Consider the following 15,461-nt stretch of genomic DNA (forward strand, 5'->3'; position numbering starts at 1 on the left):
GATGTTATTCCTTCTCGCAGCGTTGATTTAAGGTGATTATCTGTTTCTCGTCATCGGCGGGAAGCTGATACGGTACGCGGCAGCGTTGATGAGCGTTCGCGCCCCAGCGCACCAGCAGCGAGCCGGACGCCGCCGGAATTCGCGCGTAAATTTGCCCGCCCTGACCGACCATGCCTATCAGCGTCCCTTCACTATCCAGCACATCGGCCCCCATCGGTGGCAGAACGCCGTTGCCCGCATTAAGGTTTATCAACACCGCTTTTCCTTTTAGCGTGTTGAAGTTCACCCGCGCGATAGCGCCGGAATAGGGCACCACGCGCTGGCTGCCGCCGGTGAGCTCGGCATCTGCCGTCATTTGCTGTGTATCAAGGCTAACGTTATTGACACGATACGGTGCCAGTGAAGGCAGAATGGCGTAGCCGAAGCTATCGACGACCGCGCCCTGGCCGTTTTGTACGCGGGCACCCTGCGCGCCATCGGCATGGATAAGCGCAAAGGTATCGCTGGTGTAGGGCCCGAGCGTCACGCCACCAGGATGCAGCACGATCGTGCCCGACGCGCCCAGCCCGGTCTGACGGTAGTTGCTTCCCTGGTCGTAATTGGCCCGCAGTGCGCCGATGCGGGTATTTTCCTGAACGCCCGCGCCGAAAGTCGCGGAACTGTCGGTGCTGCCATCGCGATAACGCTCATATCCGCCATACATGGACCAGGAGAAATCGCCGCCTTCCCCTGCAGAGCCGGTCATTGAGACTGTGGCGGAACGGCTTTGGCGCGTCTGGTTGTAGTTCATGGCAACAGAGGAACGGCTTTGCCCCCAGTCGAGTGGGATGGAAATATTCATCGAGACGGTGGTCTCGGTGTATTTTTGTCGGCTGCTGGCGTCATCGGGATCGTTCACGCTGCTATAAAAACGTCCGTAGTCCCACGACGTACGCTGACGTGCAACGTTGAAGCCGTAGCTGATACGCTGCCACTGATTGCTGTAGCCCAGCTGTAACTGCGTAATGCGCGACTGATTATTGTAGTAATCCGCTGTGCTGGCACTCATGTTGAGTGTGCCAAAACCCCATAAGGGCTGGCTTACCGTCGCCGACAGTCGGTTGCGCTGATGCAACGTATCAGAGTAGTAATCTTCACCACTTTTGTTTTCCCGGCGAACGCCAAGGACATCCTGGAGATCGCGGAACCCGCTGGTGGAATAGCGGTACGCCGCCAGCACCAGATTCGTGCCGGATGAAAACGTTTTGCTGTAGCTTAACTCGCTGCGCCAGCCTTGCTGACGATCGCCATTTTCAACCTGCGCGTTTGACCAGGTGGCATTCATGCCAAATGCGCCGAGCTCGGTTGCCCACACGCCACCGGCCAGCCAGGCCTGATACTCTTTGGCGATACGTGCCCCGGCGTTGAGCGTAAAGTTATTATTGATGCCGTGCTGCAGCGTGCCTTCAAAGAAATTGTTATTCACGCTGTAATACTGACGCACGCGTCCCATCGACAGCGAGTAGTGCCAGTTCCCGGGGCGAACCGAGTCGGGCACGGCAGAGTAGGGCACCGTGAAGGTCGACGTTTTGCCGTTGGCTTCCACCACTTCAACCTGGAGATCGCCCTGATTACGGGTGTTATAGAGATCGTTAATGACAAACGCCCCCGGAGGAACATTTGTTTCATAGATAGTTTTACCCAACTGACTGATGATTACCCGCGCGCTGCTGCCGGCAATACCGCGCACTTCTGGCGCATAACCGCGTTTTCCCTGCGGCCACATTCTTGCGTCGGTGGCGAGCTTAACCCCATTAAATGATAGGCTGCCGAACAGGCTGCTGTCGGTGTAGCTATCACCAAGCGTCATGATGCTCTCAAGCTGCTCGATCGGACGTTGAACCCAGGTACGTACGCTGTTATAGCGATAGGCGCTGCCGGTCTGATTATTATCGACATAGCGCATATTGCCCTGGTGGCGCACTTGCCACAGGCCAAGGTTGGTGCCAGCGTTAATACCGCTCCATAAATATTGATAGCGGTAGTGGCTGTCGGTATTTTCATTAACCGTATAGCTGGTGTTGTGGCGTAAAAATATCGCGGATGCGCCGCTATCCCACTCTTCGGGTGAGATATAACCGCGCGGATTGTGCACCAGTTCGGTCATGGGAATGGCGAGCTGTAGCCGTAAAGTCGATGACTCGAACTGCCAGCTACCGTCCGGCACCCAGACGGTAAACGGTTTGCAGGTTGTGGGCTCATCGTCTTCCGACACAGCTTTGAGCTGTGCGCTTTTCATCAATGAAGCGGTCAGACAGGGCTCCGGCGCACTGTCGGGGCCCTTGTCTGCAAATGTGACTTTGACACCTGTTTTCACCAGCGTGTTATTCACATACACATCCGCCAGGTAATTCCCTGGAGAAATATGTTGCTGATTAAACTGCCCGATATTTTGCCCATATGCAGATCCCTGAAACAGCGCGGGATCAAAATAGTAATCCTCAGCTTGCGCGGCACCCGCAACGATCAAGGCAATCAGCGATGTGAGCCGTTTTAAAGGGAAATCAGGGGTACGTAACATCGTAGTGCTCGCTTATCCTTGCGCCCTGGTCATTAATCGCCGTCAGAGTGACTTTTCCCCGGCTCTGCTGAGGTGCGCGTGTACCGTTTAGCCAAAATGTTTCACTGGAAAAGGGCGAGACCATATCCACGTTAACCGGGATTTTGCTGCCGCCTGCGTCGACGGTCATATTGGAAAGTGAAGCAAACCATGCCGACGTATTTTTTACCTGAATGCCTACGCCTTTACGGCTATCGCGTACGGCAGAAACATGCAGGCTTTTGGTAATATCTCCCGGCGCGGAGAGACCTTCCGGGCGGAAAAACAGCTTCACCCGGGTACGCAGCATAATCAGCATCTTGTTTTGCTTTTGATCGCCCGCCACGTTAGTCGGAGGAACCTGTAAGAAGTTGAACCAGTAGACGGATTCTCTGTCTTTCGGCAACGGTTTCGCGCCGCTGTAGACGATGCGCACGATTTGCCCTGCTTTAGCCTGAATGCGGAAAACCGGCGGCGTTGATAAAAACGGTACCGCATGGCTATTTTGCGGATTGGCGTCGACATTACCTTCGTCAAACCACGTCTGCACAACGTAGGGGTAGGCGTCATTATTTTTGAGCTGAACATCCACGGAGGAAGACTTCGCGTTGTAAATAATACGGCTGCCCAGCATGGTGACGCTGGCGTGGGCCGTGGCAAGACCGCTCAGACTAAAGGCGACCAGCCACAGAAAACTGCGATGAAAGACGCGCATTGAAATCATGGATTCCTTCCGTCAAAAAAAGGCACAGCACGGGCTGTGCCCTGAAGAGAATTACTGGTAAGAGACGGCGTACTGCATGGTGGCTTCAACAGTACCCGCGGTCGCTTTGCCATTCGCGTAGTACTGCGCGGTATAGGTTGCGGACACTTCTTTTTCGCCCGCGGCTAACGTCAGGTCGCCGGTACCGGTGAATCCGTTCGTCAGGTTAATTTCGGTACCTTTGGTATCCAGAATTTGTACTTCAACGTTGGACGCGGTGCCGGTATTGCCCAGGTTACCGTTAGTGGTCACCTGGTTGCCGACGAAGACGGTAGAGATCTTGGTGGCGTTTGTGGTGTCGCCGGTGCAGCCGGTAAGGCCGATATCAAAGGTTACCGGGCCCGCGGTATCACCACTGGCGCCGAGATCGGTGCTGCTTACCGTTGGCAGCAGAACAACGGGAGTGGCCTGGTTACCGTTAATCGCCACAGAACAGGTTTCGTCCGTGACTTCGCCCTGGAAAGTGATGGTGTTATCTGAAAGAGCCATTGCATTGGCGGACACCAGAAGAGAGCCTGACAGCATAGCTAAGTAACATTTTTTCAACATGATGCGTTTCCTGTTAATCCTGAGTAGACCTGATTGCTTGTTCCATGGCTTCTGCGGGCAGCTTTAAACGCGGGTAAACGAGGTGTTGCAAACCAGCAGTAACATGTACGAAAAGGTTAAGATATTTCCTAGGCTGTGTAATCATTAACTATTAACAGGTGAATATTAAGATTAATATTCTGTTAATGATGCGGAATTATACGTAGGTGTAGTTTTATACGCTGAAATAACCGGCGGTAATGTTATCGGTTAGTAAAGGTGACTTAGGTAAAATCTGAAGTGATAATCACCAGAGAGGATCGAGATCGCATTTCTCTTGTCGAATCAAAAATGCAAAATTGATATAGAGCAAAAAAGGGCAGTCAGGCGCTGCCCATAGAAAAATTAGCGGTTGGGGGTGGGGGCGGGTTCGTTCAGACTCCAGCAAACCTCCGCTTTATTTTCACGAAGTGAGCCGCAAAGCATCATATACAGGCGAGAAAGATCGTTACTGTATACTCTGAAAGTATTGCTTTTTATAACCAATACATACTGGTCGCTGCGACATTGCGGGTTTAATGATTGCGCGTAACTCAGAATGCCCTTTTTCAAACTTTCGGTATCGGTGTTGTTCGGTAGAGGGACGGAGACCAGTACATTACAGTTTCCCGCTTCGCCGATATAAATTTCCCGACGGTCTTCCGGGCGATTCTGGTACCAGAAGGCGAGCGTCACGCAAAGCGCAAGAATTGCGCAAAAAAGCATTATGATGGAAAGGATCTGGATTTTCCCTGAAGAGGGGGGCGCTTTCGCCTCGATAGCCGGTGTAGTGGGAGAGTCACTCTGTTTACGCATTGAAATATCATTGAAAATTTCAATGGGAGGATGCGTCTCGGGTTCAGGAAGCAGTTCGACCCCGATCTGCTGATGGAGCATAAACCCCATCTTGGGTACGGTCGTGATGACCTCTTCTTCCAGCCCGAGGTTACGGAGTATTCGGCGCAGTTTGCTGATGCAATGGTTGAGGTTGTTATTACTGGAAACCATACCAAAGTCATCCCAGACTTTTTTAAATATTATCTCGCGGTTAATTACTTCCCCTTGATGGCATGTGAGTAGTAATAATAATCGCTTAGTTGGGTTGGATATTTGTACCGCATCGTCGGGAGTATCAGCCAGAAATAAGGTTCCAGAATCTGCGTCAAAGATGACCTGTTTGTTAAATAAAAATCTCATAGTCAGAACTCGTTAATGGTTTTTTCTTAATACAAAGAAGAATCATCTCCTTTTGGTGGTAAAACAGTGGAAAGTCTGGCTGTATATTTTAGATTGTAAAGTGTCTGGTTGATATCTTAAGTTCTGGTAAGTTCATTAGATAGACAAAAATATCACATATACAACATTTAATGGCGCTATTTACTGTTTATATGAAAAAGTTAACATTTTTATGCGGTAAAAAAGAAAAGGTTAATCTGCATTACGGATGAAATAAGATATTTCTATCATCAGTAAGAGTTTGATTTTGAGGTTTTGTAAATTAATAAACCGCGAATTGGAGTGGAAAAGACATATTTTAACTGCTAGTTCGCCTATGGAATATTAAAATCGACCAGGTTAAATCTGAGAATGCGTATAAACTGAAAACTCATCATGAACAGAAGCGCGGGAGGCTGGTTTGACGGTAAAGGGAGAACATAAACATCACAGGGAGCGGTTCCTGAAAGAAAAGGTGTTGGTGACCCCCCACCAAAGGATGTGGCTGTTTCGATGATGAGACCGGGTTGCCACCATCGCGTGCAGTTTCTGCTTGTCCTGCTGATAACAGCGGCTGTGCTGTTACCTTTCGTGAACTACGCGCCTAACCGGCTTGTTTCAGGGGAATCACTTACGTTGTGGCAGACCGGTGAGTTTCGCCCTCTGTGGCTGTTAGTGTTTCCGGTGCTGCTGATGGCCCTGAGTTTTATACCGGGGCGTGCTGCCATGGTTTCAAGTTTCGTGCTGGGGCAGGCACTCTTCACCCTGCTGGTGTGGGCCGCCGGAGAGGTGGCAAGCACTCTGGCGTCAACGGGAAGCGCCCTCGCGCGAACCTCACCCGGTAGCGGGCTCTGGTTATGGATGTTGCTGGCGTTACTTATCTGTAGCGACACTTTACGTCGGCTACGGCTCAGCACATTCTGGCGCTGGATTCTGCAAATCCAGATTTGGCTACTGCCGCTGCTGTTACTGTGGATGGGGAAACTTGATCAACTCTCTTTGTTAAAAGAGTACGCCAATCGCCAGGATGTATTTAATGACGCGCTTGCGCAGCATCTGGTGCTGCTTTTTGGCACGCTGTTGCCCGGGCTTCTGCTTGGCATTCCATTAGGCCTGTGGTGCTGGCGACACCCGGCTCGTCAGACCAACGTCTTTGCCGTCCTTAATGTGATTCAAACCATTCCCTCGGTAGCCTTGTTTGGCCTGCTTATTGCGCCGCTGGCGGGACTCGCACAACAGTTTCCCTGGCTTGCGCGTCTTGGCGTGGCGGGAACCGGCCTGACACCTGCCATAATTGCGCTGGTGCTCTATGCGCTATTGCCGCTGGTACGCGGCGTAGTGGCAGGTATGCAGCAGGTGCCAGAGGATGTGCTGGAAAGCGCGCGGGCAATGGGCATGGGGCGCGGGCAGCGCTTCTGGCAGGTTCAGCTTCCGCTGGCGTTACCGGTTTTACTGCGTAGCCTGCGGGTGGTGGCGGTACAAACGATAGGGATGGCCGTTGTGGCGGCATTGATTGGCGCGGGCGGCTTCGGCGCGCTGGTCTTCCAGGGGCTTCTCAGTAGCGCGCTGGATCTCGTGTTGCTGGGTGTCATTCCGGTGGTGGCGTTAGCGGTTATCACCGATGCGCTGTTTAGTTTATGCATCGCGTTAGTGAAAGGAGAGCAGGGTGATTGAGTTTCAGCAGGTCAGTAAATATTTTGGCGACCGGGCAGCGGTAAAAGATCTCACTCTGCATTTTAAAGAGGGCGCTTTCACGGTGCTGATTGGCACCTCCGGCTCCGGAAAATCGACCACCCTGAAGATGATCAATCGCCTGGAAAACCACGATAGCGGCACCATCCGTTTCGCCGGGGAAGATATTCGCCAGCAGCCGCTGTTGGCGCTGCGGCGGCGCATGGGGTACGCCATTCAGTCTATTGGTCTCTTCCCCCACTGGACGGTGGCGCAGAACATCGCCACTGTGCCGCAGCTGTTGAAGTGGCCGAAAGCGCGTACTCAGGCGCGCAGTGATGAACTGATGGCATTACTGGGGCTTGAACCCGAGCTACTCAATCGTTATCCGCATCAGCTTTCAGGTGGGCAGCAACAACGCGTCGGCGTGGCACGCGCGCTGGCGGCCGATCCGGAAGTATTGCTGATGGATGAACCTTTCGGCGCGCTGGATCCGGTGACACGTGGCGCTCTTCAGCAGGAGATGCGCCGCATTCACCAGTTACTGGGGCGCACGATTGTCCTGGTGACGCACGATATCGACGAAGCGTTGCGCCTGGCTGACCATTTGATTTTGATGGATAACGGGGAAGTGGTTCAACAAGGTACGCCGCTGGAGATGCTCACGCAGCCTGCCAATGCGTTTGTGCGCACCTTTTTCGGCCAAAGCGAGCTGGGCGTGCGCCTGCTTTCGCTGCGACAGGTAGGGGAGTATCAGCGTCGTGGTGAACGCGTTGCGGGTGAACCGCTGCATGTGTCCATGTCGCTGCGGGAAGCATTATCACAGTTTGTGGCACAGCGGCGTCTGGTACTTCCTGTGGCGAATGAAAACGGTGAGATTAGCGGTGCGCTGCACTTCGCCGATCTGTTGCGCGAGGAGGGCGACAGTGAGATTTCTGCGTGATCCGCTACTCTGGCTTGTGCTGTTTTTCGTTGCGCTCTTACTCGGCTTGCCGCACAGCGAGCCCTTTTTTCATGCGCTATTCCCGGAACAGTCACGCCCCCTTTATCAGCAGGAAAGCTTTGTCACGTTGACGTTGGCGCATTTCTGGCTGGTGGGCGTCTCAAGCCTGGTGGCGATTGTTTTGGGCACTGGCGCAGGCATTGCGGTGACGCGTGACGCAGGCAAAGAGTTTCGCCCTCTGGTCGAGACCCTTGCCGCAATGGGGCAAACATTCCCGCCCGTTGCCGTACTGGCGATTGCCGTACCGGTGATGGGTTTTGGCCAGCAGCCGGCGATGATTGCATTAATTCTCTACGGCGTTTTACCGATTCTTCAGGGAACGCTTGCCGGGCTGGTATCCGTACCCGCCGGGGTGAGTAGCGTCGCGCAAGGGATGGGAATGAGCAGCGTTCAGCGCCTGCTGAAAGTTGAACTCCCGCTGGCCGCGCCGGTGATGCTGGCAGGCATTCGCACGTCGGTCATTATTAATATCGGCACGGCGACAATCGCCTCGACCGTGGGCGCGAACACGCTGGGTACGCCGATTATCATCGGGTTAAGCGGTTTTAACACCGCCTATGTATTGCAGGGAGCGGTACTGGTGGCACTGGCGGCGGTCATCGTCGACCGCGGGTTTGAACGCCTGAGCCGCAGGCTTAGCCGATACCGCCGCGAACAATGAATGAGTATCCGGCGAGCATCACGCCGCCAATTCCGCTCACGGCCATAAACAGAAATAGCGCCACGACGGCAAGTTTAGCTGGCTTCATAGTGTGCTCCTTATGTTAATTAAAGGATTATACTGCGAAGCATGCTTGTTAATGAACCATTAATTTGTACACAAACGAATCGCGTAACCCTGTTCCTGCCAGCGCTGAATCTGTAAAGCCTGCTGCGGCGCGGAAACGGCCCCACACCACACCAGCAATGTCTGTTTTGGAAAGAGGTCTGGCTGCAGTTGCGGCAGTGAATGTGCCAGCACATCCACCCGCCAGCCCTGTTCGCAGGCGACCCACCCCTCCAGCCATAATGGCGTGATATCGTTAACGTTCCAGCCGACCACCAGCGCATCGTGGCCTGGTTTTTTCCGTGATGCGGCGAGGATAAGTGCAATAGTGTTGATCAGCACGCCATCCAGAATGCCCAACATGGCGCAGAACGTCGATTGCGAACCGGCCAGACGTTGGCGCAGAGGGGTAATGAGTTGATTCACCAGCGTGCGGGCGGGGTAGTGTCGCGTGCTCTCTTTCAGCCACTGGCGTAAACGGTCGATGCGACCACTTTGCAGATAGCGCAGCACTTCCTCCTGGCGCTCCCGCCAGTCCTGTTGCTGCTCCTTACTGCCTTCTATCAACAGCTTTTTGACTTTACTGACCTGAACGCCCGTATCCACCCAGCGTTTAATTTCGCGGATGCGTTCAATATCGGACTCGGTGAATAATCGGTGCCCGCCGTCGGTACGCTGGGGCTTTAGCAGATCATAACGACGCTGCCACGCGCGGAGCGTCACCGGGGTGATGTCACACAGTTGCGCCACCTCGCCAATCGTATACCACGCCATGATAACTCCCTGGATGAATATATCCTTTTAACTGTAGGTCGGGTTTTATTCCTTGCCCTGAAGTGATGGTTTTTTAGGCATAACTTCATCGCCAGACGTATTAAAAATGTGATTCTGGCCGCTATTTCACCATTATTTGCATAGCTTCAAAGAAAGTTATGTTCACTCGGTGTATGTTACGCAGCTTCATGGGTCTTGTGGTTTTCGGGTATGTACGAATTTGATCTGGTGTTGCTGCTGCTTCAGCAGATGTGCGTGTTTTTGGTTATTGCGTGGTTAATGAGTAAAACGCGCTTATTCATCCCGTTGATGCAAGTGACCGTGCGCCTGCCGCATAAACTCCTGTGCTACGTGACCTTCTCGATTTTCTGCATTCTCGGCACCTATTTTGGCCTGCATATCGAAGACTCCATCGCCAACACGCGCGCCATTGGCGCGGTCATGGGCGGTCTGCTTGGCGGGCCGCTGGTCGGTGGTTTGGTGGGGTTAACCGGTGGTTTACATCGCTACTCAATGGGCGGCATGACAGCACTGAGCTGTATGATCTCCACCATCGTTGAAGGCCTGCTGGGTGGGCTGGTGCACAGCATGCTGGTGAAACGAGGCCGTCCGGATAAAGTTTTCAGCCCGTGGACCGCCGGGGCGATCACCTTCTTCGCCGAGCTGGTGCAGATGCTGATTATTCTGCTGATTGCGCGTCCGTTCCAGGATGCCTTTCACCTTGTGCAAAGCATTGCCGCGCCGATGATGGTGACCAATACCGTCGGGGCCGCGCTGTTTATGCGCATTCTGCTCGACAAGCGCGCGATGTTTGAAAAATATACATCGGCTTTTTCCGCCACCGCGCTGAAAGTGGCGGCGTCGACGGAAGGGATTTTGCGGCAAGGTTTTAATGAAGAGAACAGTATGAAGGTGGCGCAGGTGCTCATCCAGGAACTGGATATTGGCGCGGTGGCGATTACCGATCGTGAACGGCTACTGGCCTTTACCGGCATTGGGGAGGATCACCATCTTCCCGGTAAGCCTATCTCTTCCAGTTATACCCAAAAAGCGATTGAAACCGGCGAGGTGGTGTATGCCGACGGCAATGAAGTGCCGTATCGCTGCTCGATTCATCCGCAGTGTAAGCTCGGCTCAACGCTGGTTATTCCGCTACGCGGTGAGAACCAGCGCATTATTGGCACCATTAAACTCTATGAAGCCAAAAATCGCCTGTTCAGCTCGATCAACCGCACCCTGGGAGAGGGGATCGCGCAACTGCTGTCGGCGCAGATTCTGGCGGGCCAGTATGAGCGGCAAAAAGCACTGCTCACCCAGTCGGAAATTAAACTGCTGCACGCGCAGGTGAACCCGCACTTCCTGTTTAACGCGCTTAACACCCTGAAAGCGGTGATTCGCCGCGACAGCGAACAGGCCAGCCAACTGGTGCAGTATCTCTCAACCTTTTTCCGCAAGAATCTGAAACGCCCATCGGAAATCGTGACGCTCGCTGATGAAGTTGAGCATGTGAATGCGTATCTACAAATTGAGAAAGCGCGTTTCCAGGAAAATTTACAGGTTCAGTTGCATGTGCCCGACGAGCTGGCACATATACGGCTTCCGGCCTTCACGCTGCAACCGATTGTTGAGAATGCCATTAAGCACGGCACATCGCAGTTGTTGAGCGTGGGTGAAATTCGTATCAACGCCAGCCGTGACGGTCAACATTTGCTGCTGGCGATTGAAGACAACGCCGGGCTGTATCAACCGAATGCGCAGGCCAGCGGGCTGGGTATGAGCCTCGTGGATAAGCGCCTGCGCACACGTTTTGGTGATGACTGCGGGATCAACGTCGCCTGCGAACCCGATATTTTCACCCGTATTACCCTAAGGTTGCCTCTGGAGGAGAACGCATGATTAAAGTGCTGATTGTCGATGATGAACCGTTGGCGCGGGAGAATCTGCGGGTACTGTTACAGACGCAGCCGGATGTCGAGATTGTCGGCGAGTGCGGTAACGCGGTGGAAGCGATTGGCGCGGTGCATAAGCTCCATCCGGACGTGCTGTTCCTTGATATCCAGATGCCACGTATCAGCGGGCTGGAGATGGTCGGTATGCTCGACCCGGAACACCGTCCCTATATTGTTTTCCTGACCGCGTTCGACGAGTACGCGGTTAAAGCTTTTGAAGAGCATGCCTTCGATTATCTTCTCAAGCCAATTGAAGAAAAACGGCTGGAGAAAACCCTCACGCGTTTGCGTCAGGAACGGAATGCGCAGGATATCTCCGCCCTCACCGAGAATCAGGAAGCGCTCAAATTTATCCCCTGTTCCGGGCATAGCCGCATCTGGCTGTTGCAAATGGATGATGTGGCGTTTGTCAGTAGCCGAATGAGCGGGGTTTATGTCACCAATCACGAAGGGAAAGAGGGGTTCACCGAGCTGACGTTAAGAACGCTGGAGCAGCGCACGCCGCTGTTGCGCTGCCATCGACAATATCTTGTCAACATGGCGCATTTGCAGGAGATTCGCCTGGAGGACAACGGCCAGGCCGAACTGTTGCTGCGCAACGGGCAGACCGTACCGGTCAGCCGACGCTACTTAAAAAGCCTGAAAGAGGCGTTGGGCCTGTAAATCGTGTTAAACTAGCCGACCGCATTTTTCATTACCGAAGGCACTATGGTCAGTAACGATATTTTACGTAGCGTGCGCTACATCCTGAAAATGAACAATCAAGATCTGCTGCGTATTTTTGCGCTGGGCGACACCGTGGTCACCGCAGAGCAGCTGGCACCGTGGTTGCGCAAAGAAGATGAAGAAGGATTTGTACGCTGTCCGGATATTATGCTGTCCTGCTTCCTGAATGGGCTGATTTACGAAAAACGCGGCCGCGATGAATCTGCGCCCGCGCTGGCGGTTGAACGTCGCGTAAACAACAACATCATACTCAAGAAGCTGCGTATCGCTTTTTCCCTGAAAACGGATGATATCCTTGCCATTCTGACCGAGCAGAAATTCCGCGTCTCGATGCCGGAAATCACCGCGATGATGCGCGCGCCAGACCACAAAAACTTCCGCGAATGCGGTGACCAGTTCCTGCGTTATTTCCTGCGCGGCCTGGCGGTACGTGAGCACGCGGCGAAAAGCTAATGCATTTTTAGCCGGGGCAATGCTTCCCCGGCTTCATCATTACTCTTTCTTAAATCCCTGTTTTAAGACCATCTTCTCCGAAAGAATCATTGATAAATACTGCGCGTTGCAATCGGTCAATGATGTGCCCGGAAGTTTACACAGCTCGCTGATGCTGGCTTTGGTGTAATCAACGGTGATGTTCTCTGTAACATAATTGTCCTGGTAATTTATGGTCTCCGTCACACCGGCCGTGTTCTTGTACGCGTTACTGATCTGCTCAAAGCGCCGTTGTGCTTCTTCTTTGTTGCTCACGCCTGCGCTGGCGTAGGTCATTTTGTTATCGACATCCTGGCGCAGGACGACATCCCCTTTGTAGTAATAGGTCACTTTAATCTCAACACCGTTGACGGCATTAAAGAACGTGGCTTTTTCCTCTGGCGTGTTGCTGGCGGCAATGCTCTGGACATAGGTCTGCGGTTCTTTAGGTGTCTCTTTGTTATCGCAGCCCAGCAGGCTGCCCGCGAGGCAGAGGATAATCAGTGTGAGAGTAGGGCGAAGTTTGCGCATGAGAGTTCCTTTTGGCAAATGCAAACTATTATCATATAGCCAAAAAGAAAAAAGCATAGCTGCGGAGGGACATTTTCGGGATAGAAATAAAAAGCGCTGCAGGAGCAGCGCTAAGACTGATGGCAAACTCAACATTGCCTGATGCGCTGCGCTTATCAGGCCTACAAGGTCTCTGCAATATTTTGTAGGCCGGATAAGGCGTTTACGCCGCATCCGGCAAGTACCAGACGCACTTTGCCAGCAATAAGGGCGCTGCCGGAGCAGCGCTTTATGCGGGAGGTTATTTCACCTGCTGACCTGGTTGTGCGCCACTATCCGGGCTTAACAGGAAGATATCTTTCCCGCCAGGGCCTGCGGCCATCACCATGCCTTCAGAGATGCCGAAACGCATTTTACGCGGGGCCAGGTTGGCGACCATCACCGTCAGGCGGCCAATCAGGGCTTCAGGTTCCGGATACGCAGAACGAATGCCGGAGAAGACATTGCGTTTCTCTCCGCCGAGATCCAGCGTCAGGCGCAGCAGTTTATCTGAGCCATCAACAAACTCCGCGTTTTCAATCAGCGCCACGCGCATATCCACTTTGGCGAAATCGTCAAAGGTGATGGTTTCCTGGATAGGATCGTCTGCCAGTGGGCCGGTGACCGGTGCGGCAGCGGCTTTCACTTCCTCTTTCGACGCTTCAACCAGCGCGTCAACCTGCTTGGTTTCGATGCGGTTGTAGAGCGCTTTAAACGGATTCACTTTATGCGACAGCAGCGGCTGGGCGATAGCATCCCACTCAAGCGTGGTATTGAGGAACGCTTCGGCACGTTCGGTCAGCGATGGCAGCACGGGTTTCAGCCAGGTCATCAGCACGCGGAACATGTTCAGGCCCATAGTGCAGATAGCCTGCAGGTCGGCATCGCGACCTTCCTGTTTCGCGACGACCCACGGCGCTTGTTCATCAACGTAGCGGTTAGCCACGTCAGCCAGCGCCATAATTTCACGAATCGCTTTACCGAACTCGCGGCTATCCCACGCTTCGCCAATCGCGGCAGCCGCGTCGGTGAAGGTTTTATACAGCTCAGGGTCAGCCAGTTCAGCAGACAGCACACCATCGAAACGCTTATTGATGAAACCTGCGTTACGCGATGCCAGGTTAACCACTTTGTTCACGATATCGGCGTTCACGCGCTGGATGAAGTCTTCCAGGTTGAGGTCAATATCATCAATGCGTGAAGAGAGCTTGGCGGTGTAGTAGTAGCGCAGGCTGTCCGCATCGAAGTGGTTCAGCCAGGTGCTGGCCTTAATGAAAGTCCCGCGCGATTTTGACATCTTCGCACCGTTGACCGTCACATAACCGTGCACGAACAGGTTGGTTGGCTTACGGAAGTGACTGCCTTCCAGCATGGCAGGCCAGAACAGGCTGTGGAAGTAAACGATGTCTTTACCGATGAAATGATACAGCTCGGCGTCGGAATCTTTCTTCCAGTAATCATCAAAGCTTACGGTGTCACCGCGCTTATCACACAGGTTTTTGAAAGAGCCCATGTAGCCGATTGGCGCGTCCAGCCAGACGTAGAAATATTTGCCCGGTGCATTCGGGATTTCAAAACCGAAGTACGGTGCATCACGGGAGATATCCCACTGTTGCAGGCCAGATTCAAACCACTCCTGCATTTTGTTCGCCACCTGCTCCTGCAGCGCGCCGCTGCGGGTCCACGCTTTGAGCATTTCGCTAAAGGAAGGCAGGTCAAAGAAAAAGTGCTCCGATTCACGCATCACCGGCGTCGCACCGGAAACCACCGATTTCGGCTCGATAAGCTCGGTCGGGCTGTAGGTCGCGCCGCACACTTCGCAGTTATCGCCGTACTGATCCGGCGATTTACATTTCGGGCAGGTGCCTTTCACAAAACGATCCGGCAGGAACATGCCTTTTTCCGGATCGTAAAGCTGAGAGATGGTGCGGTTTTTGATAAAACCGTTCTCTTTCAGGCGACCGTAGATGAGCTCCGACAGCTCGCGGTTTTCATCGCTGTGCGTTGAATGGTAATTGTCGTAGCTAATGTTGAAGCCAGCAAAATCAGCCTGATGTTCCTGACTCATTTCGGCAATCATCTGCTCCGGGGTAATCCCGAGCTGCTGAGCTTTCAGCATGATCGGCGTGCCGTGTGCATCGTCCGCGCAGATGAAGTTTACCTGGTGGCCGCGCATTCGCTGGTAACGGACCCAGACATCAGCCTGGATATGCTCCAGCATGTGGCCGAGGTGGATTGAGCCGTTGGCGTACGGCAAAGCGCACGTTACCAGAATTTTCTTCGCGACTTGAGTCATAATGAACATTACTTCTTATGTAGTGAAAAGGGTTTTCGATATTACCAAAAGGGGCATTATTAAGTAAGCACAAACCTAAGTGTTTCAGGTAAACTTGTTCAACGAAGGTTTACTCACAAGAACAAAGGAGTCG

14 protein-coding genes are annotated in these 15,461 nt (G+C 53.2%); 6 read left to right on the forward strand and 8 right to left on the reverse strand.

What is annotated here, in order from left to right; genetic code table 11:
* Positions 1 to 4: 4 nt before the first annotated feature.
* The 4 genes from ACOXYR_RS06185 to ACOXYR_RS06200 form a co-directional block, all read right to left on the reverse strand.
* Positions 5 to 2,560 (reverse strand): fimbrial outer membrane usher protein, encoded by a 2,556-nt coding sequence (locus ACOXYR_RS06185; RefSeq protein WP_421355526.1) that lies wholly within the window; start codon positions 2,558 to 2,560, stop codon positions 5 to 7.
* Entirely contained in the window at positions 2,544 to 3,299 is a 756-nt protein-coding gene (locus ACOXYR_RS06190; RefSeq protein ID WP_375875601.1) for a fimbria/pilus periplasmic chaperone, read from the reverse strand. Before ACOXYR_RS06190 ends, ACOXYR_RS06185 begins: the two co-directional genes overlap by 17 nt.
* A gap of 54 nt (positions 3,300 to 3,353) precedes the next feature.
* Entirely contained in the window at positions 3,354 to 3,890 is a 537-nt protein-coding gene (locus tag ACOXYR_RS06195; RefSeq protein WP_108473692.1) for a fimbrial protein, read from the reverse strand.
* A 384-nt stretch (positions 3,891 to 4,274) separates the two neighbouring features.
* A complete protein-coding gene (locus ACOXYR_RS06200; RefSeq protein ID WP_415728815.1) occupies positions 4,275 to 5,105 on the reverse strand; it encodes a winged helix-turn-helix domain-containing protein in 831 nt (276 codons plus the stop codon).
* 534 nt (positions 5,106 to 5,639) lie between these two features.
* On the opposite strand from ACOXYR_RS06200, the gene ACOXYR_RS06205 reads away from it, so the two are divergent.
* Genes ACOXYR_RS06205 through ACOXYR_RS06215 form a run of 3 tightly spaced genes read left to right on the forward strand, consistent with a single transcriptional unit; the run spans position 5,640 to position 8,458 of the window.
* The gene (locus ACOXYR_RS06205; RefSeq protein WP_421355547.1) at positions 5,640 to 6,797 is read left to right on the forward strand and encodes an ABC transporter permease; all 1,158 of its coding nucleotides are present in this window, start codon (positions 5,640 to 5,642) and stop codon (positions 6,795 to 6,797) included.
* Complete coding sequence (locus ACOXYR_RS06210; RefSeq protein ID WP_421355527.1) at positions 6,790 to 7,737, forward strand: ABC transporter ATP-binding protein; 948 nt, start codon at positions 6,790 to 6,792, stop codon at positions 7,735 to 7,737. Before ACOXYR_RS06205 ends, ACOXYR_RS06210 begins: the two co-directional genes overlap by 8 nt.
* Positions 7,721 to 8,458 (forward strand): ABC transporter permease, encoded by a 738-nt coding sequence (locus tag ACOXYR_RS06215; protein ID WP_421355528.1) that lies wholly within the window; start codon positions 7,721 to 7,723, stop codon positions 8,456 to 8,458. Before ACOXYR_RS06210 ends, ACOXYR_RS06215 begins: the two co-directional genes overlap by 17 nt.
* On the opposite strand, the gene ACOXYR_RS06220 is transcribed toward ACOXYR_RS06215, so the two are convergent.
* Positions 8,433 to 8,546 carry a protein YohO gene (locus ACOXYR_RS06220; RefSeq protein WP_015963773.1) on the reverse strand — a complete coding sequence of 38 codons (114 nt, stop codon included), beginning with the start codon at positions 8,544 to 8,546 and terminating at the stop codon, positions 8,433 to 8,435. The two genes, ACOXYR_RS06215 and ACOXYR_RS06220, sit on opposite strands and share 26 nt — an antisense overlap.
* A gap of 59 nt (positions 8,547 to 8,605) precedes the next feature.
* Complete coding sequence (locus ACOXYR_RS06225) at positions 8,606 to 9,337, reverse strand: MerR family transcriptional regulator (RefSeq protein WP_108473696.1); 732 nt, start codon at positions 9,335 to 9,337, stop codon at positions 8,606 to 8,608.
* 210 nt (positions 9,338 to 9,547) lie between these two features.
* Between ACOXYR_RS06225 and ACOXYR_RS06230 the strand changes: the two genes are divergently transcribed.
* The 3 genes from ACOXYR_RS06230 to ACOXYR_RS06240 are packed head-to-tail and all read left to right on the forward strand — an operon-like array spanning position 9,548 to position 12,465.
* Complete coding sequence (locus ACOXYR_RS06230; protein ID WP_108473697.1) at positions 9,548 to 11,233, forward strand: sensor histidine kinase; 1,686 nt, start codon at positions 9,548 to 9,550, stop codon at positions 11,231 to 11,233.
* On the forward strand, positions 11,230 to 11,949 hold the full coding sequence (gene btsR, locus ACOXYR_RS06235) for a two-component system response regulator BtsR (RefSeq protein WP_421355529.1): 720 nt from the start codon (positions 11,230 to 11,232) through the stop codon (positions 11,947 to 11,949). The genes ACOXYR_RS06230 and btsR overlap by 4 nt, the downstream gene beginning before the upstream one ends.
* A gap of 45 nt (positions 11,950 to 11,994) precedes the next feature.
* Positions 11,995 to 12,465 (forward strand): YehS family protein, encoded by a 471-nt coding sequence (locus tag ACOXYR_RS06240; protein WP_113857262.1) that lies wholly within the window; start codon positions 11,995 to 11,997, stop codon positions 12,463 to 12,465.
* 39 nt (positions 12,466 to 12,504) lie between these two features.
* Here ACOXYR_RS06240 and ACOXYR_RS06245 read toward each other — a convergent pair whose 3' ends face one another.
* Together ACOXYR_RS06245 and metG are read right to left on the reverse strand one after the other, a co-directional pair.
* On the reverse strand, positions 12,505 to 13,014 hold the full coding sequence (locus tag ACOXYR_RS06245) for a YehR family lipoprotein (RefSeq protein ID WP_421355530.1): 510 nt from the start codon (positions 13,012 to 13,014) through the stop codon (positions 12,505 to 12,507).
* A gap of 280 nt (positions 13,015 to 13,294) precedes the next feature.
* On the reverse strand, positions 13,295 to 15,328 hold the full coding sequence (metG, locus tag ACOXYR_RS06250; protein WP_421355531.1) for a methionine--tRNA ligase: 2,034 nt from the start codon (positions 15,326 to 15,328) through the stop codon (positions 13,295 to 13,297).
* Between the last annotated feature and the right edge of the window lie 133 nt (positions 15,329 to 15,461).

The sequence above is a fragment of the Pseudocitrobacter faecalis genome, from assembly GCF_965231525.1.
Classification (GTDB): domain Bacteria; phylum Pseudomonadota; class Gammaproteobacteria; order Enterobacterales; family Enterobacteriaceae; genus Pseudocitrobacter; species Pseudocitrobacter faecalis.